At 45.5% G+C, this 24,177-nt stretch carries 24 protein-coding genes; 14 read left to right on the top strand and 10 right to left on the bottom strand.

Going from position 1 to position 24,177, the window contains the following annotated elements; translation table 11 throughout:
• Positions 1–27: 27 nt before the first annotated feature.
• On the bottom strand, positions 28–2,886 hold the full coding sequence (rapA, locus tag B2W60_RS09175; protein ID WP_292359510.1) for an RNA polymerase-associated protein RapA: 2,859 nt from the start codon (positions 2,884–2,886) through the stop codon (positions 28–30).
• A gap of 111 nt (positions 2,887–2,997) precedes the next feature.
• Between rapA and B2W60_RS09170 the strand changes: the two genes are divergently transcribed.
• The gene (locus B2W60_RS09170) at positions 2,998–3,573 is read left to right on the top strand and encodes a YigZ family protein (protein WP_292359512.1); all 576 of its coding nucleotides are present in this window, start codon (positions 2,998–3,000) and stop codon (positions 3,571–3,573) included.
• Here B2W60_RS09170 and B2W60_RS09165 read toward each other — a convergent pair.
• The 7 genes from B2W60_RS09165 to B2W60_RS09135 form a co-directional block, all read right to left on the bottom strand.
• Positions 3,566–4,099 (bottom strand): class I SAM-dependent methyltransferase, encoded by a 534-nt coding sequence (locus tag B2W60_RS09165; protein WP_292359514.1) that lies wholly within the window; start codon positions 4,097–4,099, stop codon positions 3,566–3,568. The genes B2W60_RS09170 and B2W60_RS09165 overlap by 8 nt on opposite strands.
• Positions 4,100–4,206: 107 nt before the next feature.
• The gene (locus B2W60_RS09160; protein ID WP_349676188.1) at positions 4,207–4,914 is read right to left on the bottom strand and encodes a DUF445 domain-containing protein; all 708 of its coding nucleotides are present in this window, start codon (positions 4,912–4,914) and stop codon (positions 4,207–4,209) included.
• A gap of 25 nt (positions 4,915–4,939) precedes the next feature.
• A complete protein-coding gene (locus B2W60_RS09155) occupies positions 4,940–5,224 on the bottom strand; it encodes a hypothetical protein (RefSeq protein ID WP_014707111.1) in 285 nt (94 codons plus the stop codon).
• A gap of 22 nt (positions 5,225–5,246) precedes the next feature.
• Complete coding sequence (locus tag B2W60_RS09150) at positions 5,247–6,539, bottom strand: M18 family aminopeptidase (protein ID WP_292359517.1); 1,293 nt, start codon at positions 6,537–6,539, stop codon at positions 5,247–5,249.
• 85 nt (positions 6,540–6,624) lie between these two features.
• Entirely contained in the window at positions 6,625–7,107 is a 483-nt protein-coding gene (locus B2W60_RS09145; RefSeq protein WP_292359519.1) for a hypothetical protein, read from the bottom strand.
• Between the two features lie 7 nt (positions 7,108–7,114).
• On the bottom strand, positions 7,115–7,540 hold the full coding sequence (locus B2W60_RS09140; protein WP_292359521.1) for a hypothetical protein: 426 nt from the start codon (positions 7,538–7,540) through the stop codon (positions 7,115–7,117).
• Positions 7,530–8,003 (bottom strand): YcgN family cysteine cluster protein, encoded by a 474-nt coding sequence (locus B2W60_RS09135; RefSeq protein WP_292359523.1) that lies wholly within the window; start codon positions 8,001–8,003, stop codon positions 7,530–7,532. Before B2W60_RS09135 ends, B2W60_RS09140 begins: the two co-directional genes overlap by 11 nt.
• On the opposite strand from B2W60_RS09135, the gene B2W60_RS09130 reads away from it, so the two are divergent.
• The 3 genes from B2W60_RS09130 (at position 8,002) to B2W60_RS09120 (ending at position 11,463) form a co-directional block, all read left to right on the top strand.
• Positions 8,002–8,481, top strand: a complete 480-nt coding sequence (locus B2W60_RS09130; protein WP_292359525.1) for a DUF6231 family protein — start codon at positions 8,002–8,004, stop codon at positions 8,479–8,481. The genes B2W60_RS09135 and B2W60_RS09130 overlap by 2 nt on opposite strands.
• Before the next feature lie 145 nt (positions 8,482–8,626).
• Positions 8,627–10,708 (top strand): polyphosphate kinase 1, encoded by a 2,082-nt coding sequence (gene ppk1 / locus B2W60_RS09125; RefSeq protein WP_292359527.1) that lies wholly within the window; start codon positions 8,627–8,629, stop codon positions 10,706–10,708.
• A gap of 2 nt (positions 10,709–10,710) precedes the next feature.
• Positions 10,711–11,463, top strand: a complete 753-nt coding sequence (locus B2W60_RS09120; protein WP_292359529.1) for a ParA family protein — start codon at positions 10,711–10,713, stop codon at positions 11,461–11,463.
• Here B2W60_RS09120 and rlmKL read toward each other — a convergent pair.
• Positions 11,455–13,689 carry a bifunctional 23S rRNA (guanine(2069)-N(7))-methyltransferase RlmK/23S rRNA (guanine(2445)-N(2))-methyltransferase RlmL gene (gene rlmKL / locus B2W60_RS09115; RefSeq protein WP_292359531.1) on the bottom strand — a complete coding sequence of 745 codons (2,235 nt, stop codon included), beginning with the start codon at positions 13,687–13,689 and terminating at the stop codon, positions 11,455–11,457. The genes B2W60_RS09120 and rlmKL overlap by 9 nt on opposite strands.
• Positions 13,690–13,738: 49 nt before the next feature.
• On the opposite strand from rlmKL, the gene yhbY reads away from it, so the two are divergent.
• The 10 genes from yhbY to B2W60_RS09065 all read left to right on the top strand — a co-directional run bounded on the left by yhbY (position 13,739) and on the right by B2W60_RS09065 (position 23,652).
• The gene (gene yhbY, locus B2W60_RS09110; RefSeq protein WP_292359533.1) at positions 13,739–14,032 is read left to right on the top strand and encodes a ribosome assembly RNA-binding protein YhbY; all 294 of its coding nucleotides are present in this window, start codon (positions 13,739–13,741) and stop codon (positions 14,030–14,032) included.
• Between the two features lie 31 nt (positions 14,033–14,063).
• Positions 14,064–14,657: a nitroreductase family protein gene (locus B2W60_RS09105; protein WP_292359535.1), complete on the top strand. Its 594-nt coding sequence runs from the start codon at positions 14,064–14,066 to the stop codon at positions 14,655–14,657.
• A gap of 30 nt (positions 14,658–14,687) precedes the next feature.
• A complete protein-coding gene (locus B2W60_RS09100; protein ID WP_292359536.1) occupies positions 14,688–15,152 on the top strand; it encodes a pentapeptide repeat-containing protein in 465 nt (154 codons plus the stop codon).
• 92 nt (positions 15,153–15,244) lie between these two features.
• On the top strand, positions 15,245–16,219 hold the full coding sequence (locus tag B2W60_RS09095; RefSeq protein WP_292359538.1) for a DUF481 domain-containing protein: 975 nt from the start codon (positions 15,245–15,247) through the stop codon (positions 16,217–16,219).
• 85 nt (positions 16,220–16,304) lie between these two features.
• Positions 16,305–20,192 carry an ATP-dependent RNA helicase HrpA gene (gene hrpA / locus B2W60_RS09090; RefSeq protein ID WP_292359540.1) on the top strand — a complete coding sequence of 1,296 codons (3,888 nt, stop codon included), beginning with the start codon at positions 16,305–16,307 and terminating at the stop codon, positions 20,190–20,192.
• 119 nt (positions 20,193–20,311) lie between these two features.
• A complete protein-coding gene (locus B2W60_RS09085) occupies positions 20,312–20,851 on the top strand; it encodes a glycine zipper 2TM domain-containing protein (RefSeq protein ID WP_292359542.1) in 540 nt (179 codons plus the stop codon).
• 18 nt (positions 20,852–20,869) lie between these two features.
• Complete coding sequence (locus tag B2W60_RS09080; RefSeq protein WP_292359544.1) at positions 20,870–21,265, top strand: c-type cytochrome; 396 nt, start codon at positions 20,870–20,872, stop codon at positions 21,263–21,265.
• Positions 21,266–21,335: 70 nt separating this feature from the next.
• Positions 21,336–21,626, top strand: coding sequence for a PepSY domain-containing protein (locus B2W60_RS09075; protein WP_292359546.1), 291 nt, complete (start codon positions 21,336–21,338; stop codon positions 21,624–21,626).
• 3 nt (positions 21,627–21,629) lie between these two features.
• On the top strand, positions 21,630–22,307 hold the full coding sequence (locus B2W60_RS09070; RefSeq protein WP_292359548.1) for a response regulator transcription factor: 678 nt from the start codon (positions 21,630–21,632) through the stop codon (positions 22,305–22,307).
• Entirely contained in the window at positions 22,300–23,652 is a 1,353-nt protein-coding gene (locus B2W60_RS09065; protein ID WP_292359550.1) for an ATP-binding protein, read from the top strand. The genes B2W60_RS09070 and B2W60_RS09065 overlap by 8 nt, the downstream gene beginning before the upstream one ends.
• Here the strand turns inward: B2W60_RS09065 and yjgA are convergent.
• Positions 23,646–24,176 carry a ribosome biogenesis factor YjgA gene (yjgA, locus tag B2W60_RS09060; protein WP_292359552.1) on the bottom strand — a complete coding sequence of 177 codons (531 nt, stop codon included), beginning with the start codon at positions 24,174–24,176 and terminating at the stop codon, positions 23,646–23,648. The genes B2W60_RS09065 and yjgA overlap by 7 nt on opposite strands.
• Position 24,177 lies beyond the last annotated feature (1 nt).

Here is a 24,177-nt window from a genome sequence, read left to right as displayed (position 1 = left end):
ATGTTTTTGATCCGTGACTTTGGCAGATCACTCCGCTTCTGTCACGATGATTAAGCGTAATGCATCCAATTTCAATTCTGCATGTTGCAGATACTGTTGCAGTTGTTGCTGCTGTGATTGCATGGTTTCAATTTCTGAAGATTTAATATGCGTATTTTTTTCAGCAAGATGCTGCAGGCGCTGTATTTCATTATCCGTCAGCTGTGTCATTTTACTGATGGCTTCATCGATAAGCTGCTTTTGATATGTGGCAGCCATTTTTTTACTGGAATCAATTAATCCATCAATACGTTCGCGGGCCACCTGCACCATCTGCTGGGCAGTATGTTTGGGAATACGACCAGCCTGTTGATTCATTTCCTGCTCGGTCAAATGTTCATCCAGTCGTCGCCCTTTCTCATCTATGACGATCCGCAGGTACGATTCAGGTATGTATCGAGTGATATTATAGTGTTTGGGTGCCGGGCAATGCATCACAAATGCCACTTCCAGCAATAAACTGCCAGCAACCACCAGATTACTTTTCAACTGACAGAAAGCGGTATTGCCCAAATCAGAGCTGATGACTGCATCCATTGCCGATAGCACTAATGGGTGTTCCCAGGTTAAAAAAGCCATATCTTCACGTGATAACGCTCTGGCACGCTGATAGGTTGCCGTTAACCCATCTTCAGGCAAATCAATTTCATCACTGCGCAGCTCATCACCGCGTTGCAGAATAATGCTGTCAGCACTATGCGCCTGCTGTTCAATACCATAGGCATCAAAGAAATCATCCATAAAAGCCGCCAGTTCCAATGGACTGCTGGCTTCTTCAACCTGCATCAGAATCTCTTTTGCAGCGGATTCATCAAAGGAGTTCAGCGTCAGTAAACGATCCCGGCCCTGGCTGAGATTTTCCCGCAATTGCTGCTCTGCTTGCCGGGTATCATCAAGCAATCTGGCAAAGGCTTTTTTATCTGCAGGGTCACGCAAACACTTTTCCAACTGTTCAGCAAATTGTTCACGTAATGCTGAACCCGTTTTACAGACCGATTCAAAGGCATTCAAGCCTTGGTGATACCATTCGAGCAGCAGTTGCTGAGCGGTATCCTGATAATAAGGCACCACGATATTTACCGTATTGCGTTGACCAATACGATCCAAACGACCAATACGCTGTTCCAGCAAATCCGGATTCAGTGGCAGATCAAATAACACCAGGTAGGAACAGAATTGGAAATTCCGTCCTTCGCTGCCGATTTCAGAGCAAATAAGGATCTGTGCGCCTTCTTCGTCATCCGCAAAGAATGCAGCAGCCCGATCACGATTGATCAGGGTCATGTGTTCATGGAACACGCTGCTGCGTATTCCATGTTGTAACCGCAAATGCAATTCCAGCTGCTGAGCGGTTTCAGCATTGGCAGTAATTAATAAGGTTTTTTCACCTCGGTGTTCTTTAAGCCAGTTCACCAGCCAGTCGACTCTTGGGTCTAACGTCAGCCAGTTTTCACCTAATAGAATTTCGGGTTGCAACAATTCGGTTAGATTGTTGCCTGTTTGAAATAAATAATGCTTGGTAGGCACTAGGGCATGTGCAGTTAATTGGCGCTCAGGGAAACCTTTAACTGTCTCGCGGGTATTACGGAATAAAATCCTCCCGGTACCGAATTGATCAACAAATTGCTGTTTTGCCTGTTCGCGTGCAGATTCAAACTGCTCTGCGTCAGCCAGTCCGTCCAGCAGCGTATCATCCAGATAATTTTTTAATTCTGTTTTCAGGTTGTTTTTAGCGGCAAATTCAGCGGCTGATTCAATCGCCATCAGTTGATCCAGCAACTGACTGATCTGCTGATATTTCTGCTGTTCTTCACGAAACTGTGTCAAATCATAATAACGATCCGGATCCAGCAAGCGCAGACGGGCAAAATGACTGTCCATGCCCAGTTGCTCAGGGGTAGCTGTTAATAACAAAACTGAGGCAATCTGCGCGGCCAGTTTTTCAACCAGCTGATACCCCTCACTACTGTGATCTGCATGCCACTGCAAATGATGGGCTTCATCCACTACCAACATATCCCAGCTCACATGCAATACATCCTGTTGCATTTCGGGATGGGTTTCCAGCGTCTGTAAATCAGTTAACACCAGCTGCGCGCTATCAAAGGCATTACCTTCATCCAACTCAACCAGGGCCTCATAGCGCTCGGCATCAATCACCGTAAAGGCCAGATTAAAACGCCGCAGCATTTCCACCAGCCATTGATGCACCAAAGCAGAAGGAACAATAACCAATACCCGGCTGGCCCGTCCCTGCATGATTTGCTGGTGCATAATCATGCCTGCTTCGATGGTTTTACCCAGACCGACTTCATCGGCCAGTAATACCCGGGTTGAAATACGGTGTGTCATCTGTGAAGCAATATAAAACTGATGGGGCAGACATTGCACACGGCCCCCCAACAGACCAAATACGGGTGATTGATGTAACCGATGAAAATATTGATGGGTTCGGAGTCTTAGCTGAAATTTGCGATTTTTGTCTATCTGCCCGGCAAACAGACGATCGGTTGCCTGGCTGAATTGTACAAAGCTGTCCAGATCCATTTCATGGATACTGATCGCTTCTCCCTCAGCGGTTTCGCCCTGATAAATCACACAACCATTTAACGGATGTTTTTCGCTGATAGTAAATTGCTGTCCCTGACGGGTTTTAATCTGTTCGCCCACTGGGTAGTCGACCCGGCTTAACGGTGCATTATTCGCCGCATAACTTCGTTGTTCATCGGCAGCCGGAAAGGCGATTTCAATTCGTCTGCCGCTGACTTCGGTAATGATACCCAGACCTAATTCGGCCTCGCTGTTGCTGACCCAACGTTGACCTACTGCAAAACTTAATTCTGACAAACTGTATTACCCGATTTATTAAGATGAATTTGGACATTGCCCCGCCTGGCCTGCGAGCAAAAGATGGCAATATGGTAAATTGTCAGGCTGTATTTTCCTATAGTAAATAAGATGTCCAACCAGTTTTTTGTTGTTCGTACGCCGGCCAGTGTCGAATCTGAAATAAAAAAATCACGTTTTATTGGTGTCGCCATGTCCTGTGACAATGAGCAATCTGCCTTAAAGCAACTCAGGCAGTTAGCCGCGCAACACCCTTCGGCAAATCATTTGGCCTTTGCCTGGCGAATAAGAGCGCCCGAAGGATTTATCACTGAACGATTTTTTGATGCGGGTGAACCCTCCGGCACCGCAGGAAGGCCAATTCTGGCACCGTTACAAGGTGAAGACTTAATTAATACCGTGGTAGCGGTGATTCGTTATTTTGGCGGCGTTAAATTAGGCACAGGCGGTTTAACCCGTGCCTATGGCAATGCCGCCAAACAAGCCATTGATGCGGCCGGAAAATTACCTTGGGTTGAAATGGCGGGGTTAAGTCTGCAGATAGATTACAGTCAGCTGCAAATGCTGGAATATCAACTGAAACAGATCCATGGTCGCATCCTCGACCAACAATTTACCGATACGGTCAGTGTCGTAATCGAATTACCAGCAGAACATCTGGCCGCTATTCGCGAACAATTCAGTTAGTAAAGCTTATTAATCGCTGATTTATTTCAACTGCACTGAAGGCAAATTGTTTTTGAATGAAATTCAAACTGTCGCGATGATAGAAAAAAACATGAGTGATATCGTTTTTGTAATGCCACCTGGCAAAATCAATGCTGTTATCTAACAGTTGAGTCATGCAAAACAATTTTCCACCAGGATTTAACAACGATTTAAGCCGGGCAAATTCCACCGCCGGTTGATGGAAATGCTCAATAACTTCGCAGCAGATAATAAAATCATATTGTTCGGATAACACGCTGATATTCGGATGGAAAACCGGGTCATAAAGCTTTGTTTGATAGCCTTTTTCGGTGATGATTTTGCTGATGACGGGCCCAGGACCTGCACCAAAATCCAAACCAATTTTGTCCGGTAGTATTTGGCTTAGGATGGCCTCAGTGATTGGGGAAACAAACTGCTGATAACGCGGATCGTTCACATCATTTTCATGGGTCAGATACAGTGCTTTTTCGCTTTCGCGATCCGGCAGATGCTGATTGTCCATCTGTACTGCATGACATTCACTGCATTGCCAGTAATCATATCCGCGCCAATGGTGATAAAACGACACTGGCGCGGCACATAAGCGGCAATTATTCTCGATCCAGGAGTTCACAACGGTAAAAAGCTGGTCATCAATCCTATTAAGCCACCAAATACGCCCCCCCATACGACCAGCCAGCCCAGATGCTGACGGATTAAATCCTGAACCATCTGTTTGACCATCTGCGGTGTCAGTTCATCCAGTCGACTATGAACGATAGTGTATATCTGACGGTATAAATCATCACTGACCGGCCCACTGCTCAGTTTTTCTCGCAGATGCTGCTGAAAATGTTCGCTGTGCGCAATATCGTTGAGCGACTGCTGCATTTTACGAACAAAAGGTTCTTTCAATGGTTTAAGGGCTTTGGCGCCACCCACCATCGACAACATGCTGCCAAACGAGGATTCCATAATGGTGGCCACCAGATTGTCAAACACGGGATCCAGATCGGTTTGATCAATGATTTCTGAAAAATCCAGTTTATTTTCGCGTTTATCATCAAGCATTTGGCTGACAAAGCGATCCAGGCTTTGCTGATTGAAGAACTGTTCCATGACCAGTTTTTCGATGGCAACACGAAATTCATTAAAGCGTGCCGCAATAACACCCGAACCATATAGCCCAGGCACTTTTTCAAACAACATATGAATGGCCAGCCAGTTGGTTATACCACCGGCCAGGGCAAACATACCTGTGGCCAACACTGGATCACGCCAGGGCGTATCAAGCAATAACCCGACGCTAACCAATGCAGCAGCGCAGAGATTAGTCAATAAACTCTTATTCATAGGCAGCTATTTAATCTTTGGTCCAGCGTGTTAACGCCTCAATAATTTGCTGCGCCTGGTCACGACTAGAAATATTAAATTTTGAACGTTGACCGTATTCGCCATTGCGTTTTTGATAACGGCGGATGGTGTATTTATCCGGACCAAATTCACCTGTTTTACGATCCAGATCCTGATAGCGAAACATTACTGTCGCCCAGGCACCTTTGGTAAGAACGACTTTATCCAGCTCTTTTACCGTAGTGACATCGCCTTCCTGATAGGTCACCGTTAATTCATCAACTGTTTCTGACATAGTGTATGTATTCCTTTGATTATTAATTGAAAAATTGTTTTAGTGCGTTATATAAATGCCAGGTATCCAGGCTGCCAGCGAGTTCACGAATTGAATGCATGGCAAATGTGGGTACACCAATATCCAGGGTCTTCACCCCTAGGTTACTGGCCGTTATAGGCCCAATCGTACTGCCACAGGCCATATCCGTACGCACCACAAAATCCTGCACCGGCACATCTGCCAGTTCACAAATCTGTCTGAACCGTGCACTGGTTTCACTGTTGGTGGCATAACGCTGATTGGCATTGGTTTTAATAACCGGGCCTTTATTCAAAATTGGCCCATGTTGCGCGTCATGCCGGTCAGCATAGTTGGGATGTATTCCATGTGCATTATCAGCAGAAATCAATAAAGACTGTTGAAGCATACGTTGGAAGCTTTCATTATCCAGAGCTAAACGTTGCAGAACTGCAGGGAGAAATGTGCCCTGGGCGCCACTGGTTGAAACACTGCCAACTTCTTCATGATCGGTGCACACCAACAGAGTAGCTTTATCGGCAGTACCGGTCAGTAAAGCCTGCAAGCCAATATAACAACTGAGTAAATTATCCAGCCGTGCCGCACTGATAAAATCTTCATTGAGCCCCACCAATGCAGCTGGTTGAGTGTCATAAAAGCAGATCTCATAATCCAGAACTTTGCCAATAGCCATATCACCATGTTCGGATCGAAGTTGCTGCTCCATTAAAGCACGAAAATCAGGTTTATCACCCTCTTCACTCTGCAGCAATATCGGTGGCAGATGCAGCTGTGGATTAATACTGCGATTCTGGTTCACTTCCCGATCCAGATGAATCGCCAGACTTGGAATAACCGCCACCGGTTTTTTGAAATTGATCAAACTATGGCGTAATTGATTTTCGGCATCGACATAACTGACCCGGCCGGCCATGGATAGGTCACGATCAAACCAGGGGTTTAACAGTGCACCACCATAAACTTCCACTCCAAGTTGCCAGAATGAATGACGTACTGTTCCCGGTTGCGGTTTAACTTTTAAACACGGACTATCGGTATGCGCTCCCACCATTTGAAAACCTGCTTCGGCAATAGCCTGTGCAGGCAGGTTAAAGGCAATCAATGAAGAATCGTTACGGGTGACGAAATAACGACCGGCGGGTAATTTCCCCCAGCTGTCCTTTTCATCAAGCAACTTGTAACCAGCTGATTTTAAAGCCGACTGCATATTTTCCACTGCGTGAAACGGTGTGGGTGACGCATCAATAAAATCGAGTAAACCTCGATTGAGATCTTGGGGAGAAATGTTACTCATGATGAATTCCGGAGTCTGCAACGTGGCGATATGTTAACGATTTTGGCGCAATCAATGTGACAAATTATCTGAGTAGTTTCAATCTTCAATCACTTGACCACGATAGATACGTTTTTTTTTTGCTTTTTTTCGACGGTATTTTTTGACTGGGTTCGACAACTGATTTAGCTGGTTTCGGCGATAGATCCTTTGGTTCCTGTTCAACAATCAAATGCCCGCGATACATTCGCGTCGGTTTCGCAACTGTTTGTGAAAGTTTCGTTTCAGTGGGCGCCTGACGGCGCAATCCCAGTGCGGCAAAAATATCAGCCTGATCTTCGATATTGGCCCGTTCACTCAATGGCATTCTGAGGGTACTGTTAAAACTGGTTCGTTCTATCAATAACCTTGGCAACAAATTAGCGACGGCTAAGCCTTTGACTGAACCAAACGCCATGGCTTCAATACGACCGTTTTCAAAAATAATATGACAGGCTTTGTTGTCTGCAGTGGTTAAAAATAAGGTGCCGCTTTTTTGCTCGTTACACAGCGTCAGCAATCGGTTCAGAATTTCCGTTGTCTCAAGCATAAGTCCCTCATTCTGTATCGTCCTCAGTTTTAGAACGAATAACGCGCCGGGCATTTCCGCCATGCAGGCGACAACGATCGGCCAAAGCACCTAATGACCAGGCTTCCGGTTGGCGTATCGCCACTGAACGTTTGCACTTTTTGCCACCCGGCAGACGTGCGCCACATGGCGGACGATAACGTTTAATCTTTTCCCATCCTTCCAGCGTTTGCGTCGCTTTACGAATCACTTTGACTTCGCGTGGTGACAGGCTGTTTTGATCGACTGGACGCGTTTTTTCATCGGTTTGACGCCACCAGTAACGGACTACCGGTAATGGCAATCCGAAACGTCGGGCCAAATCATCTGGTTTTCGGTAAATTTCCATTTCAAGCAGCGTCAATGCAGCTTGTTCAAGGCGGGCGGTAAATTCGCGACTTTGCTCAGGTGTCATGTGGATAAACGGGGGGCTGCAGCGCAATGACCTCTTCGGTTAAATCAATATCATCGGATTCACTGATGGCAATATGTCTTACGGAGACACCTGCATCAATCACACTCTGAGGATCACCGGTAATCAAAGGGTGCCATTCCGGCAGGGGCTCGCCTTCTGCAAGTAAACGATAGGCACAGGTATCGGGTAACCAGTCAAAGAAATGTGCCTGCTCGACGCTGAGCTGAATACAGTCTGGCACCGTCTTCTGGCGATTAGCATAATCCTTACAGCGGCAAGTTGAAACATCCAGCAGTTCACAGGCTACCCGTGTGTAATACATGCGTCCATCAGAATCATCTTCCAGTTTATGCAGACAGCAACGTCCGCAGCCATCACACAAGCTTTCCCACTCGGTATGTGTCATCTGACCCAGTCGTTTGTGTTTCCAGAACTCGGTAGATGTTTTATGCTGGTTAGTCATGAATCAATCAGTCTTATTGTCTTCGCTGCTCAGCACGCTGATACAGCAATTTGAACCGCAATCAATATTGGTTGCGGGAGATGTTGCCAGGCTATGCCTGAACGATTGCCAAGATACCAGATCACAGGCTCTGACAACACCATTTGAACAATCGCAATTACAGCAAATTCATAGTGTGGATCTGGCCGTTATCAGTGATCTGACTGAAACCTTACCATTGCAGGCAGGGCAACAATGGCTGGGATATTTACGCAATTTACATGCGCCGCATATCATTTTGATTGCCGATCCTGCGCAAGCACAACAACAGGGCTGGCAGTTCCGTGATTATCTGGCCATGGGGTTGCATCATATCGCTGGTACTAACGATGGATTACAGGTATTCAGTTATGCCATCGAAAATTATCAGCCCAAGCGTGACTGGCTCAACAGTCGCTTCTGGGCCAATCCGGAAAACTATGACAAATATCGGTGGTAAGCTGTCATCAGATTGTCATCAAACCGTTCTAACGTGCTGTAAGGTTTGTTTTTGTCATCCAAACTTCATTTGAAAACCGCACTAAAATATACAATAAGTCTAACGTTCATTAACCTCTTAAATTTAAGCCATCAAAATGGAAAACATGGAAACACAAATTGATCTGAACAGCTCCGAGCTTTACCTGAATCGTGAGCTGAGTTTGCTGGAGTTCAACTGGCGTGTCTTGCAGCAGGCACTGGATCCCAGTGTGCCATTACTGGAAAGGCTGAATTATTTGTGTATTTCCAGTACGAATCTGGATGAATTTTTTGAAGTCCGCGTAGCTGGCTTAATTCAACAGATTGAAATTGGTGATCCTTACCTTGAAGCCGATCAAATCAGTGCTCAGGAAGCATTGAGATTAATCAGTTTACGTGCCCATGAGTTGGTAGATGAACAATACTCGGTACTCAATAATGAGTTGTTGCCTTTATTGGAACAGGAAGGCATTAAAGTACTGCCAAGACCGATGTGGACAGCCGAACACAGTGCCTGGCTGGAACAGTATTTTCGCGATGAAATCCAGCCGATTCTCAGTCCAATCGGGCTGGACTCATCTCACCCCTTCCCGAGATTACTCAATAAGAGTTTGAACTTTATTGTATCCATGGATGGAAAAGATGCCTTTGGGCGCAGTATTGGCTATGCCATTTTACAGGCACCACGGGCTTTACCTCGTGTGATTCAGTTGCCTGATGAGTTATGTGAACCGGGCCAATATCACTTTGTGTTTTTATCATCAATCATTCATGCATTTGCCGATGATTTGTTTTTCGGCATGAAAATTAAAGGCTGCTATCAATTTCGGGTAACACGGAACAGTGACCTGGCCATTGACACTGAAGAAACCAGCGATTTGCTGGCGACTATTGCTGATGAGTTGACCCATCGAAATTATGGTGACGAAGTACGTCTGGAAATTGCGCATAATTGCCCTGAAGAAATGGTTAACTTTTTACGTGACCAATGTGCAATGCAACAGGAAAACGTTTATCTGGTGAATGGCCCGGTGAATTTAAGCCGTTTGCAAACCTTGCATTCAATGGTGGAACGGTCTGATCTCAAATTCAAACCATTTACTCAGGGACGTCCGACTGGACTGACTTCGGATGCGGATATTTTTGATTTATTAAAACAGAAAGATGTATTACTACATCATCCCTATCAGTCATTCACACCGGTTATTGATCTCATTAAACAAGCTGCAGCAGACTCCAGTGTGCTGGCAATAAAACAAACCTTATACCGGACCGGGGCCATTTCGCCGATTGTGGATGCCCTGGTTGCAGCGGCTCACGCTGGTAAGGAAGTTACCGTAGTTATTGAATTACGAGCCCGTTTCGATGAAGCAGCGAACGTTGCATTGGCGTCCAAACTTCAGCAGGCGGGAGCCCATGTTGTGTATGGCATTGTAGGCTATAAAACACATGCCAAGATGCTGCTGATTTTACGTCGTGAAAACAATAAATTACGTCGTTATGTGCATTTGGGAACCGGTAACTATCACCGTAATACTTCAAGAATTTACACCGACTATGGTTTGTTGACCTCAGACAAGCAGATCGGTGAAGACGTCAATAACCTGTTTATTCAACTGACCAGCCTTGGCAAAATCCCCAAAATGCATAAATTGATGCATGCTCCTTTCAATCTGCATCAGGGGTTACTGGACAAAATTGATCGGGAAATAGCGCACGCTGAAGCTGGTAAAGCAGCCCATATCATTATCAAGGTCAATGCCGTGGTTGAACCGGAAATGATTCAGGCGTTGTATCGCGCTTCTATTGCCGGTGTTAAGGTTGATTTGATTGTCCGCGGCATCTGTACCCTGAAACCCGGTGTTGAAGGTATATCAGACAATATTCAGGTACGCGGCATCATTGGTCGGTTTCTGGAACATACGCGGGTGTTTTATTTCGAGAATGCCGGAGACATTGAAGTCTGGGCTGGCAGTGCCGATCTGATGAAACGTAATTTGTTACGTCGTGTGGAAACCTGTTTCCCCATTGAATCCAAACGACTGCAAAAACGTATTATTGCTGATCTGAATTTGTATCTCGCTGACAATACACAGGCGTGGATCTTATCTGCCGATGGTCGCTATCAGCGTGCTGCACGCAAAGAAGGCGATGAAATGATCAGTGCCCAGACAGCGCTGCTCGAAGAGTTGGCAAAAACCATTTAATCATGCAAATCATCGCATTTTTTAATTTGAAAGGTGGCGTGGGTAAAACGACCTCAGCGGTTAATATTGCCTGGCAGGCTGCAAATGAGGGAATCCCTACCTTACTCTGGGATCTTGACCCGCAGGGAGCTGCCAGCTGGTTACTGCAACGTAAAAGCAAGTCTAAAGCAGAACCCAAAAAACTGCTGTCGGGTAAAACTGCCATTGGTGAGTTAGTTAAAAATACCGATTATCCATCACTGGATATCATTCCCGCCGACTTTTCATTTCGGCAAATGGATTTGGATTTGGCAAAAACCGGGGATAATAAAAATCAACTGGCCAAACTGTTAGCACCATTTGGTGAAAGCTATTCGTTAATCGTGCTGGATTGTCCACCCAGCTTTTCGGAACTGACTGAGCAAATGTTTGCGGCAGCTGAAGCGATTTATGTGCCGATTATCCCCAGCCATTTATCAATGCGTACATTTGAACAAACCCGAGATTTTTTTAAAGATAACAATCTCAGACCCAAACGATTACACGCCTTTTTTACCATGGCAGATCGTCGCCGCAGTCTGCATCGCGTGATGCTGGCTCATCCACCAAAGATGTTAAAGCATGGCTTGCAAACAGCCATCCCCTACGCCGCCGTGGTAGAAAAAATGGGTGATATGAGAGCACCATTAGCCACATTTGCGGCAAACTCAGCCGTCAACAAAGCCTACCAGGCGTTGTGGCAGGAAATTAAACTCACACTCGACAGTTCAAGCTGATTTCTGTATTCGCCAGCAATAATGAATTTTTGAATTACGTTCAAAATCAATTGGTAATGTGGCCTTGCTAATGTCCTTTATATCCAGACCTTTTAATGCTTCGGCATCCAGTTTGAAGTCACGGCGATTGGTAGAAAAGAAAATCTCCCCACCTGGATTCAACATCCCGGCGATTTTATGCAGCATATCGATATAGTCACGCTGAATATCAAAGACCCCTTCCATTTTGTTGGAGTTGGAAAAGGTAGGCGGATCAACAAAAATTAAATCGAAGCGTAAATCCTGTGTTGCAGGCTCGTTTAACCAGGCCAGTACATCAGCACGGATAAACTGATGTTGTTCACCAACAAGGTTATTCAACTGCATATTATCTTTGGCCCAACCCAGATAGGTATTGGACATATCAACCGTGGTGGTGGATTTTGCCCCGCCTGCAGCAGCATAAACCGTCGCGCTACCGGTATATGCAAACAGATTTAAAAAAGCCTTGCCTCTGCTTGTTTCAGCCAGCATCTGCCGGGTAATACGGTGATCCAGGAACAAGCCGGTATCCAGATAATCGGTCAGATTAATCCAGAATCGCAGATCATTTTCCCGTACTTCAAAACGCTGGCGTAATGCCGCCTGTGATTCATATTGGTTTGAGCCACGCTGTTTCTGACGTAGCTTCAATGCGACCTTATCATTGCTCACCCCCAAAACGACCGGAATAATCTGCATCACTTCATCCAGACGTTCACTGGCTTTGAGCGGATCAATATCGGCTGGCGGAGCATATTCCTGCACATGGACATAGTCACCATAGATATCAATGGCCACGGCATAATCCGGCAAATCAGCATCGTAGACACGATAGCAATCCAGATGATTTTTACGTGCCCATTTCGCCAGATGGCGAACATTCTTTTTCAATCGATTGGCAAACATTTCTGCTTGCGGGGAAATCTTTTCAACCACAGATGATTTAACAACAGGCTTTGGTTTGGTCTTTGATGTTTTATCCCAGGGTGAAGGAGAAGCAGTCATTTCCTGCTGCACGGGTTTGGCATCACGGCGTAATGGTTTAGGGGCACGGTATGACAACACTTCACAGGCAATCGGCCCGTTATCAAATGGTTTGCTGTCAAATAGGGTCAGACCGGTCAATTTACCCAGTTGGGCATTGTCGGTAATAATAGTCGTGCGCCATGCCGGTAAATGCTGATTGACTAAATCACCTAACGCTTCATACAACTCATGTAATGCATCGGTGTCACCAATACGTTGGCCATAAGGCGGATTCGACACGACCAAGCCCACTTCCGGCAATGTTTGCGCCACCGTAGCCCAATTTTGCAGATCCCGATGAATGACCTGAATGCGATCACTGAGTCCTGCTGCTTCAATATTCGCCTGCGCCGCTGTGACAGCAGTTTTATCCTGATCTCCGCCCATGATCATCGGCAAACGTGCCAGACCACTTAAGCGCCGTCTTTCGGCATCAGCTTTTAATTGCTGCCAGGCAGTTTTATCGTGTTGTTTCCAATAAAGAAAACCAAAATAATCACGTTGCAACCCGGGTGCGATATCGGCAGCCATCAGGGCCGCTTCAATTAAAAAAGTACCGCTGCCACACATAGGGTCCAGCAATGCCCAACCTTCCCGAGCCAGCTTCGGCCATTCGGCTGAAAGCAAAATCGCAGCAGCCAGATGTTCTTTAATCGGCGCATTAGTTGGGCTGACGCGATAACCACGTTTATGCAGACTTTCACCTGACAAATCAAGGCTTACAATCGCCTGATTATGTTTAAGGTAAACATTGACCCGCAGATCCGGTTGATGCAAATCCACTGAAGGCCTTGTGCCGAACAGATCACGTAATCTATCCACGATGGCGTCTTTAACTTTCTGTGCACCAAATTGTGTGTGGTGGATTTTTGAACGAAAGCTATTAAAATCGACGGCTAAAGTGGTGTCTTCAGCATCAATATGCTGTTCCCAGGCCAGTTCTTTAATTCCGTTGTAAAGTTGCTCGGTCGTTTCGGCCGAAAAGTGGGCAATTGGCATCAAAACCCGGACCGCAACATGCGACCACAAACAGACCTGATAGGCTTCTTTGAGACTACCGGTAAAACGAATACTACCTGCTTCTGTTTTGTATTGTTTAATGCCGATTTGTTTGAGTTCTTCTTCGAGCAGAGGCAACATGCCACGAGCTGCAGTAACGGTGAACTTATGTTTAGTCATGAAACTATCCTGATATAATCACGGCATTTTAATACAGGTAGCCCTACTCATGGCAGTCAATGATAAACAACGCCGATATCTGAAAGGATTGGCCCATCCGCTAAAACCCGTTGTAATGGTCGGTAACGCCGGTCTTTCTGAAGCCGTTCTGGCCGAAATTGAAAATGCACTGGCTTATCATGAGCTGATTAAAGTACGCGTCAGCGGACAGGAAAAAACAGAGCGCAAGCAAATGCTCGATGAAATTGCGGAAAAAACCGGCGCAGATTTAGTCATGATGATTGGTCACATTGGTGGTTTTTATCGCCCGGCAGAAAAACCAGTCATTCAATTACCGCGTTAATCTTAGTCACTAAGCTATACGGGATATCATTTTGATTCAAAAACCCGCTGAAACTGAACAGAAACTCGCCAGCATTATCGCTGAGCGATGGAGTGGCAAGGCATTCGATCCAACACAAGCTGTAAGTGACGATACTATTACAGCCCTTTGTGAAGCTGCATTGTGGGCGCCCTCTTGTTATGGCGAAGCGCCATGGCGCTACATTATCTGCAACAGATTCAAAGATGAAATAAGCTGGCATAAGACACTGGACAGTCTCTCACCAGGCAATCAAACCTGGGCGGTTAATGCACCGTTATTAATTGTCACCGCTTCACGCCCCCAGTTTTCCCAAAACGAAAATGCGAACAGATGGAATGGCTATGATACTGGTGCTGCAAGTCTGAATATGTGCCTGCAGGCGACAGCAGCTGGATTGATGTCTCACCAAATGGGTGGCTTTGATGTCGACAAACTGCGTGAAGCCTTATCAATCCCATCAGAAATAAATCTGTGGTCGGTGATAGCGATTGGTTACCCTGCTCCACTTGATAGCTTGAGCACTGAAGCATTGGAACGGGAACTAAAGGCAAGAGAACGACGTCCTTTAAGCAAACATTTTTTTGAGAACCGCTGGACAGACTAACGCTAAATCAATGAAGTTGAGGGAAACATAATGAAATCAATGGTGATTATCACAGCCCTGAGTTTATGCAGTACAGCCGCCTTCGCCTACGATAAAATCTATCTTAAAAGGCTACTCGAACAAAACCAGTGCCATCACTGTGATTTAAGCGAAGCCCCCTTGGAAAATCATGATTTGCAAGGTGCGGATATGAGCGAAGCAAACCTCAAAGGCATCATCCTCACCAATGCGAATGTTAAAGGCGCCTGGTTTACTCACTCCCGTATGCACGGTGCTCAGCTGGAAGGTGCCAATCTCAGTAATTCATTAATGGATTACACCCAGTTAATTGATGCCAATCTGAAAAATGCTACCCTGGACGGAGCGCATTTAATCTTTTCCGACATGTCTGGTGCAGACTTAACTGGTGCATCAATGATTGGTGTACATGACAGAGGGATCAAATTCTGCAATACCACGATGCCCGATGGCACTGTAAACAATGACGGGTGTTAACATTTAGGGAAAAATTTCCCTTAAATATCAACTGACATTCGACCTGGTTATCGCTAGTATATGGCAGTCAAAATCTGCCATAGGAAATCATTTTGTTTCTGAAAAAAATCGTTTTTATTTGTTTACTGGCTCCTGTTATATCCCACGCAGCACCTGTCACATTGATTTTAACCAATGGTGACCGACTTCAAGGTGACTTATTAGAGCGTAATCAGGAATCTCTTACTATCAAACATCAGCTTCTCGGGGAAATGGTCATCAATACTAATACCGTTGCTGATATAAAAACCAACTATGAAGCTCTGGCTCAACAAACGCCATCCGAGCAAACGTCTGCCGCCCCCACTATCGAACCAGCTGAAATCGCTCAGGCAGAACCTGAAGATAACGGTTTATTTGGCACCGGCTGGCTATCTGATTGGGAAAGACGTTTCGATTTAGGCTTGGCAGGAAGTCGCGGAAAATCAGATAACAGTAAGGTAAACGTGGCATTCAATGCTGATCTTGCAACTGAAAAAACCCGTATTAACAGTCGCACGGCTTATTTCTATGCCAAGTCAGAAGAGGAAACTTCTGACAATAGCTTTTTTAGTTCAATTAACCGTGACTGGTTAAAACCAACCACACCCTGGTTTACCTTTGCCGGTGGACGTTTTGATATCGATCGATTCAAAGATTACGATTATCGTGTTAATGCCAATAGTGGTTTTGGTTATGAATTTGCCAACTCCGAAGACTTTTTATTCGTTGGTCGTTCAGGTGTGGGGTTTAATAAAACATTTGGTGGAGAGCGTCAGGAATTTACTCCTGAGGGGTTGTTGGGTCTTGAATCACGCTGGCGCATTAATGCAGCGCAACGCTTGGCACTAGCCAATACTTTTTACCCAAGCTTTGACTCTTTTGATGCATATCGTAATGTGACCACTTTTGACTGGATCCTGGATCTGGACGAACGAGCTGGCGTGGCATTAAAAGTCGGTATGTCCAATGAATACGATTCTGAAACGGAAGATGACATCAGTAAAAACGATTTCAAATATACTTTGTCACTTTCCTGGAGTCTGTAAAAGCACCTAACCAGACATAGTAGCGCCGGCTCTGTATGATATTTGCCGCTGGGACTATTAATGCGTACGGATAAATTGAAGATCAGTGAACAACCTACAGCAACAATTAAAGTCTCAGATAAAACAAACAATGATCGCCGACCAGCACAAGCTGCGTCGGCGGTTATTACAATTGCAGAAAAAATCCGCCAATGAAACTGAATGGCTGAATCTGCAGCAGCAAATTGAACGTTCAAACCAGCGCTATCAGCAACGTCTTAATAATATTCCGAAGCCATCATTGAATGCAGATCTTCCTGTTATAGAACGACGGGAAGACATCGCTAACGCTATTCAGCAAAATCAGGTCATCATTCTTTGTGGTGAAACCGGATCAGGTAAAACCACTCAGCTACCTCAAATCTGTCTGGATCTAGGCCGGGGTGTCGGCGGTCTGATCGGTCATACTCAACCACGACGAATTGCGGCAAGGACGGTTGCAACCAGGATTGCCGAAGAGCTTAAATCTGAAATCGGCGAAGTAGTCGGATATAAAGTACGTTTTCATGATCAGGTAAAAGCCGACAAAAGTTATATCAAACTGATGACAGATGGTATTTTGCTGGCTGAAACGCAGAATGATCCTTTTTTAAATCAATATGACACACTGATTATTGATGAAGCTCATGAACGCAGTCTGAATATTGATTTTCTGCTGGGCTACCTCAAACAACTGCTTCCCAAGCGTCCAGATCTGAAACTGATCATCACTTCAGCCACCATTGATACCAAAAGGTTTTCAGAGCATTTTAACAATGCGCCGGTGATTGAGGTCAGTGGCCGAACCTACCCTGTCGAAATTCGTTATCGTCCTCTATTGAGTCGCGATGATGATAGTGAAGATCTGGATTTCGTGGATGGCATTGTTCAGGCCGTAGATGAATTGTGCCGTGTCGGACCGGGTGATGTACTCATCTTTCTTTCCGGTGAACGTGATATCCGTGATGTGTCTGAAGCACTGCGTAAACATCATCCACCCAATACGGAAATCCTGCCATTATTTGCCCGCCAGTCAGCCAGTGAACAGAACCGGGTATTTAAAACCGGTGGTCCGCGGCGCATTATCCTGGCAACCAATGTCGCTGAAACCTCTCTGACTGTGCCCGGTATTCGTTATGTTGTCGATCCCGGTCTGGCACGAATCAGTCGCTACAGTGTGCGGAATAAAGTTCAGCGATTACCGATAGAAAAAATTTCACAGTCAAGTGCCAATCAGCGTTCCGGACGGTGTGGACGTGTAGCGGCTGGTGTGTGCATACGTCTTTATGATGAAGAGGACTTCACTGCCAGACCCGCCTTCACCGATCCGGAAATACTGCGTACTAATCTGGCTTCAGTCATTCTGCAAATGACAGCATTAAAACTGGGCGATCCGGCAAAGTTTCCGTTTATTAACCCCCCGCCTCCGAAGATGATCAATGATGGTTACCGGTTGCTGGAAGAACTTAATGCCGTTAATGATAAACGCCAAATCACCGAAATCGGCCGCCAACTGGCAAAACTGCCTATTGATCCGCGTATCGCCCGGATGATTCTGGCAGCAAATGATCAAAACAGCCTGAACGAAGTATTAGTGATCGCCAGTGCTCTGAGTATTCAGGATCCACGTGAACGGCCGATGGATAAACAACAGGCTGCCGATGAAGCCCACAGCAAATATAAAGATGAGCGTTCCGATTTCCTGGCTTTTCTCAAATTATGGGATCTGTACCACGATAGACAGAAACACCTCAGCCAGAATAAATTTCGTAAATACTGTAAAGAAAACTTTCTGTCATACCTGCGATTACGCGAATGGCATGATATTTATCAGCAGCTGCATGTTCAAACCACCCAGATGGGCTTTAAGCCGAATCAGCAAGCAGCTGATTACCAATCCATTCACCAGGCTTTGCTCAGTGGTTTGTTAAGCAATGTCGCCGTGAAAGCTGATCAGCACAGCTACGCCGGCACCCGAAATCTTAAACTGAAAATTTTCCCGGGCTCGGCATTACATAAAAAAGGTCCCAAATGGATCATGGCGGCCGAATTGGTCGAAACTGGCCAGCTTTATGCCCGGATTGTCGCCAAAATAGAACCCGAGTGGATCGAGCCGATTGCCGGAGATTTGGTTAAACGCCAATACAGTGATCCCCACTGGGAGAAAAAACCGGCACAGGTGGTCGCATTTGAAAGCGTCAATCTGTATGGGCTACCCGTTGTTAACCGCCGCAAGATTCATTACGGACCGTTAGACCGCGTGATTTCTAACGAAATATTTATTCGTGAAGCGCTGGTAAATGGTGACTTTAACTGTCAGGCGAAATTTTTCAGACACAATCGCCAACTGGTTGATGAGATAGAACTGCTGGAGCAAAAATCACGACGCCGGGACGTCCTGGTAGATGAGGACACCCTGTTTGCTTTTTATCAGCAACGTATTCCTGACGATATTATTAATGGCCAGGGATTTGAAAAGTGGCGCAAACAGGCTGAGAAAAAAGATCCTCAATGCCTGTTTATGAGTCGTGAAATTCTGATGCAGCACAATGCTGATCAGGTGACAGTGGAGAGTTATCCAGATCAACTATTGGTCAACCGTGTTCCATTGCCTCTGGAATATCATTTTGAACCTGGCAAGCAACATGATGGTATTACCCAGACCATTCCACTTTCACTACTCAATCAAAGTGATCCGGAGCGCTATGAGTGGTTGGTACCGGGATTGCTACGTGACAAGGTGATTTTTCTGCTGAAAAGTCTGCCAAAATCCTTGCGTCGACATTTTATTCCTGTGCCGGATTATGCCGATCGTTGCCTGAAAACCCTGACAGAATATGAAGGCGCTTTATTGCCGGCTTTAAGTGAACAACTACGTAAAATGACCGGTGTGGAAATCAAGCCTGATGATTGGCGACCAGAAGATTTACCTCTCTATCTGAAAATGAATTTCAAGCTTGTGAATGAACAGGGTGAATTGTTGGCCGAAAGCCGTGATTTGAATCAGTTAAAGCAGGATTGGTCGAAAGAAGCGGCTGCCAGCTTCCGCCAGTTACCGGATTCAGATTATGAAAAAACCGGCATGACTGATTGGGCTTTTGACGCGTTTCCTGAACAGATTGTCATGCAACAAAACGGTTTGGAAATGACCGCTTATCCTGCTCTGGTGGATCGTATTGATCATGTTGATCTAACCTTGATGGATACCTTGCAGCAGGCAAAAACCTTTTCAGCCCTGGGACTGAGAAGGCTTTTTATGCTGGCCGAGAAAGATAAAGTCAAATATCTGCAGAAAAATCTGCCGGATATTCAGAAGATGTGCCTGCATTACGCCAATGTACCGGCTGCACCGTTTGATGAAAAAAACACTCGGCAAATCACCCCTTGCGAACAGCTCAAACAGGACTTGATTGCGGTAGCGTTCGACCGTTGCTTTCTTAAGGATCAGGAATGGCCTCATGATAAACAGCAGTTTGAACAACGTCTGCAACAACAAAGTAGTGAGCTGATCAACATTGCCAACCAATTGGCCAGATTGATTGCTGAACCGTTAAGTGAATATCATGCAATTGCCAAACGGCTGTCCGGAAATATTCCGTTGGCAGCAATACATGCCGTTAAAGATATCCGCGAGCAATTAGCTCATCTCCTCTATCAAGGGTTTGTTCATTACACACCGGATGATGCATTACAGCGTTTACCGGCATACTTCCGGGCTATTGGCGCCAGGCTGGATAAGTTAAAAACTGATCCGACTAAGGATCGTCAGCGTCAACAGGAAGTCCACCCATACTGGCAACGTTATCTGCAAAATATCAAGCGTGCTGATACTGAAGCGATGCAACAGTACCGCTGGATGATTGAAGAATTCCGCATCTCGATTTTTGCTCAGGAAATTGGCACCGCCTACCCTGTCTCCGCTAAACGGTTAGATAAACAATGGGCTGAATGTTAGGGCCTGTTGAAACTCATGGCTCAGGCGTCAAAAAATTAACAAAACATTACTCAGCCATTCAGGCACAGTTCAGTTAACCGTTGCTACTCTGAGCTCAACTTCAACGAGTGGAGTAGCTCATGAAAAAAACAATAACAAGCTTAAGCCTGGTCACAACGTTAGTACTTTCTGCACCAATGGTGATGGCTGGCGGAAAACACCATAAACAGTATCGTGGTGGTGAAATGGCTAAAGTCACCTTTGTGCAGCCCGTTTATCGTGAAGTACGTGTCAACTCACCCAGCCGGGAATGCTGGGATGAAGCGGTGCGACATCCACAACAGCAATCCTATACCAGCACCATTGCCGGTGGCATTATCGGCGGCGTGGTTGGTAATCAATTTGGTGGGGGAAATGGCAGAACAGCCATGACGGTTGCCGGTACATTACTCGGCGGTTCTGTTGGTCGGGATCTGGGCAACCGATATCAAAATGATGATTACCGCTATCAGCAACAATGTCAGGTGCATGATCGCTATCATACTGAAAGGCATATTGAAGGTTACGATGTCAGTTATCGTTATAAAGGCAGAGAATATTCGACTTTTATGAATTATCACCCCGGTGAATATGTTCCGGTCGATGTCGTGGTAAGCTCATCACCACGTCGTTATTATTAAATTAGGTTAACCGTAGACATGTCATTACGCCTGACGACATTATTGGTTTTATGCTTTACCGGCCTGTGGTTTGGGCCGGTACAAGCTCAGGCTGGTTATAAAGTGACTGAGGGAAACAAGCTGGATCCGGAAACCTATCGAGGCTATGTACTTTATCGAAACTGGTGTGCACGCTGTCATGGCACCTTCGCTCAGGGGTTAGCAGGCCCCAATTTAGCTAAAAGCCTGAATCAGGCCTCCAAAGAAGAATTTATGCAGGTGCTGATAAAGGGTAAAAAAGGTCGAGCAGGTGTTATGCCAGCTTTTCAGGATAATCCACAGGTTATCAATGGACGTGAACAACTCTATAACTATTTGCGCGCCAGAGCTGATAATGCCATCGGTCCGGTCATGCCAGAACAGGGACCCAAGTGATGCTTTCACCGACTGCTGACCGTTTGTTATTATCCCTCCATAACAAACATACTAATTATAAGGTTTTTACATGAAATTTTCCTGGTATCTACTAATTGTGGTGCTCACGCTACCATTATCTGGATATACTGATCATTTGCCGCCAGAAGCGGAAGCAGGAACAAGCATTAACGACATTGCTTTACCCCTGACAAAAAAAACCGCCGCAGAATTAGCTCAGGTTGAAACGGGTGGCAGGGTTTTATCGGTAGACCAGGAACAGTATCAAAATCATACGATTTTTCGCGTCAAAGTCTTACATCAGGATGGTAAAGTAAAGACTTACCGACTGGATCGGGATACCGGATATCAAATGCAATAACTTATGCGTGTTTTATTAATTGAAGATGAACCTCACCTGCGTGAACAAATTGGCCAGCACCTGCGTCAGCATCAACTTACTGTAGATATGAGCAGTGATGGTGAGGATGGTCTGTTCCTGGGAACAGAATATCCCTACGATGTCGCTGTTATTGATCTGGGACTGCCAAAACTTTCGGGTATTGAGGTCATTAAACAATTACGTCAACAAAACATTACTTTTCCTATTTTGATATTAACTGCACGCGGTCGCTGGCAAGATAAAGTAGAAGGTCTTGAAGCCGGTGCGGATGATTATCTGGTCAAACCCTTTCATTTTGAAGAGTTAGTAGCGCGCCTGAACGCACTGGCACGCCGCGCTGCCGGCTGGTCAAATTCCACTATGCGTTGTGGCCAGGTTGAACTGAATCCGGCTTCACAGCAGGTTACAGTAAAAAACTTCCCGATTGAATTGACTGCCTTCGAATATCGATTATTGCATTATCTTATGCTGCATGCCGGGGAAGTTATTTCTAAAACTGAATTGACTGACCATATTTATGAACAGGATCAGGATCGGGATAGCAATGTCATTGAAGTGTTTGTCAAAAGACTGCGTAATAAACTGGATCCTGAAAAAGTGCTGAATCCGATTGAAACGTTGCGTGGCCGCGGTTATCGACTGACTTTACCACGTGAATAGACTTAATTTATCACTGACCAATCGACAGTTAATTGCCGTCACCCTGGTATTAACTGCTTTTCTGGGGATCTCCGCCTTCAGTTTATTTAATGCGTTTTCAGGTAGCGCTGAAACGGCTCAAAAACAACGTTTATTAAACTATGTCTACACGTTACTGACAGCCGCTGAGATCAGTCACGATGGCAAATTAATCATGCAGGATAAACTTGCCGAGCCAAAATTTTCTATTCCCAATTCCGGTTTATACGCTCAAATTACCAGTGGCAATACGATTGTCTGGCAATCACCATCTGTTATCGGTTTGTTTCTGGCACTTCCCTACCATCCGGGTCCATCAGAACAGTTATACAGTCAGATCAACCTTGATAACGGCATGAAGCTGCAGAACCTCGCCTTTGGTATTGTCTGGGAAAATGATGATGGCGAACATTTTGATTACACCATCAATGTATCTGAGGACCAGCATATGCTGGAAGCACAAGTAGATGAATTTCAGTTAAATCTCTGGTATTGGCTTGGCGGAACCGGTTTGATGCTGCTGATTGCACAATGGCTGATTTTCCGTTGGAGTTTACAACCATTGCATAAAGCCGCTGCTGATTTGCATGCGATTGAAGCCGGTAAACAGCAACGTTTAGGGGATGACTATCCCAGTGAACTGCAACAACTTACCCGTAATATCAATAATCTTCTGGATCATGAACAATCACGCCGCCTACGCTATAAAAACTCGCTTGCTGATCTGGCACATAGTCTGAAAACGCCACTGGCATTATTACGTTCCGAGCTGGAAAGCTGTGATGATGTTACGGCCTGCAAACTGACAGGTGAAGAACAGTTAGACCGCATTAATGCCCTCGTTGATTATCAACTACAGCGGGCAGCCACAGAGGGCAAAAGTAATTTACTGGCACCAGTTTCTATTGGGGAAATCATCAATAAACTGATGAATTCACTAAAAAAAGTCTACCAGAGCAAAAACATTCATACCCAGTGTGAAATTGAACGGGATGCCATGTTGCATGCCGATGAGGGTGATATGTATGAGCTCCTCGGCAATCTGCTGGAAAATGCATTTAAATACTGTAACCAACAGGTCAATATTGTATTACGCCAGCAAAATCGGCGGATTATTGTGCGTATCGAAGATGATGGCCCCGGTGTACCAGCAAATGCCAGCGAAGATATTATCAAGCGTGGTAAACGTATGGATACACAGATTGAAGGCCAGGGCTTAGGGCTGGCAATTGCCAGCGATATCGTCGAGGCTTATCAGGGGAAAATCAGTGTTCAGCAAAGCTATCTGGGGGGGGCCTGTTTTCTGATTGAACTGATTGATCACTGATTCTGCTGCAGCTGCTGCAGATACTTAAAGATCAATCGAGCCGATTTTGGTGGCTGCTGTTTAGCTACTTCCTGTTTCGCATTTCGCACCAACTGCCTGACATGCTGATTATCAAAATCTTCAAACTGTTCGCGCAGCTCCGCCATCACCGTATCGTCTTCAGCTAATAATCGATCCCGCCAGTTTTCCAGTTGATGAAATTGCTCTGTTTGTGCCTGTTGCGGTTGTTTCAGGTTATCCAGCTTCTGTTGTATTTCGTCATGATCAAGACGGGCAATAATGCCGCCGATATAACCGGTCTGTCGTTTTAATGCACCCTTGCTCATTGATTGGGCTTTAAGTACTGCCTCGGTTAAATCTTCGTCCAGTTCCAGTTTTAACAAATCTTTTTTGGGCAAGTCTATCAGGTCCTGGCCTAATTTTTTCAGTGCATCCAGTTCACGTTTGATACGCGATTTACTTTTGGGAATTGACGACCAGTCAAATTCCTCATCAAGGTGATCCTGTTCAAATTCTTCATTCATT

The sequence above is a fragment of the Methylophaga sp. UBA2496 genome, from assembly GCF_002341635.1.
Taxonomy (GTDB): domain Bacteria; phylum Pseudomonadota; class Gammaproteobacteria; order Nitrosococcales; family Methylophagaceae; genus Methylophaga.
The sequence above is the reverse complement of the archived record's forward strand: the minus strand, read 5'-3'. Positions and strand labels throughout refer to the sequence as shown.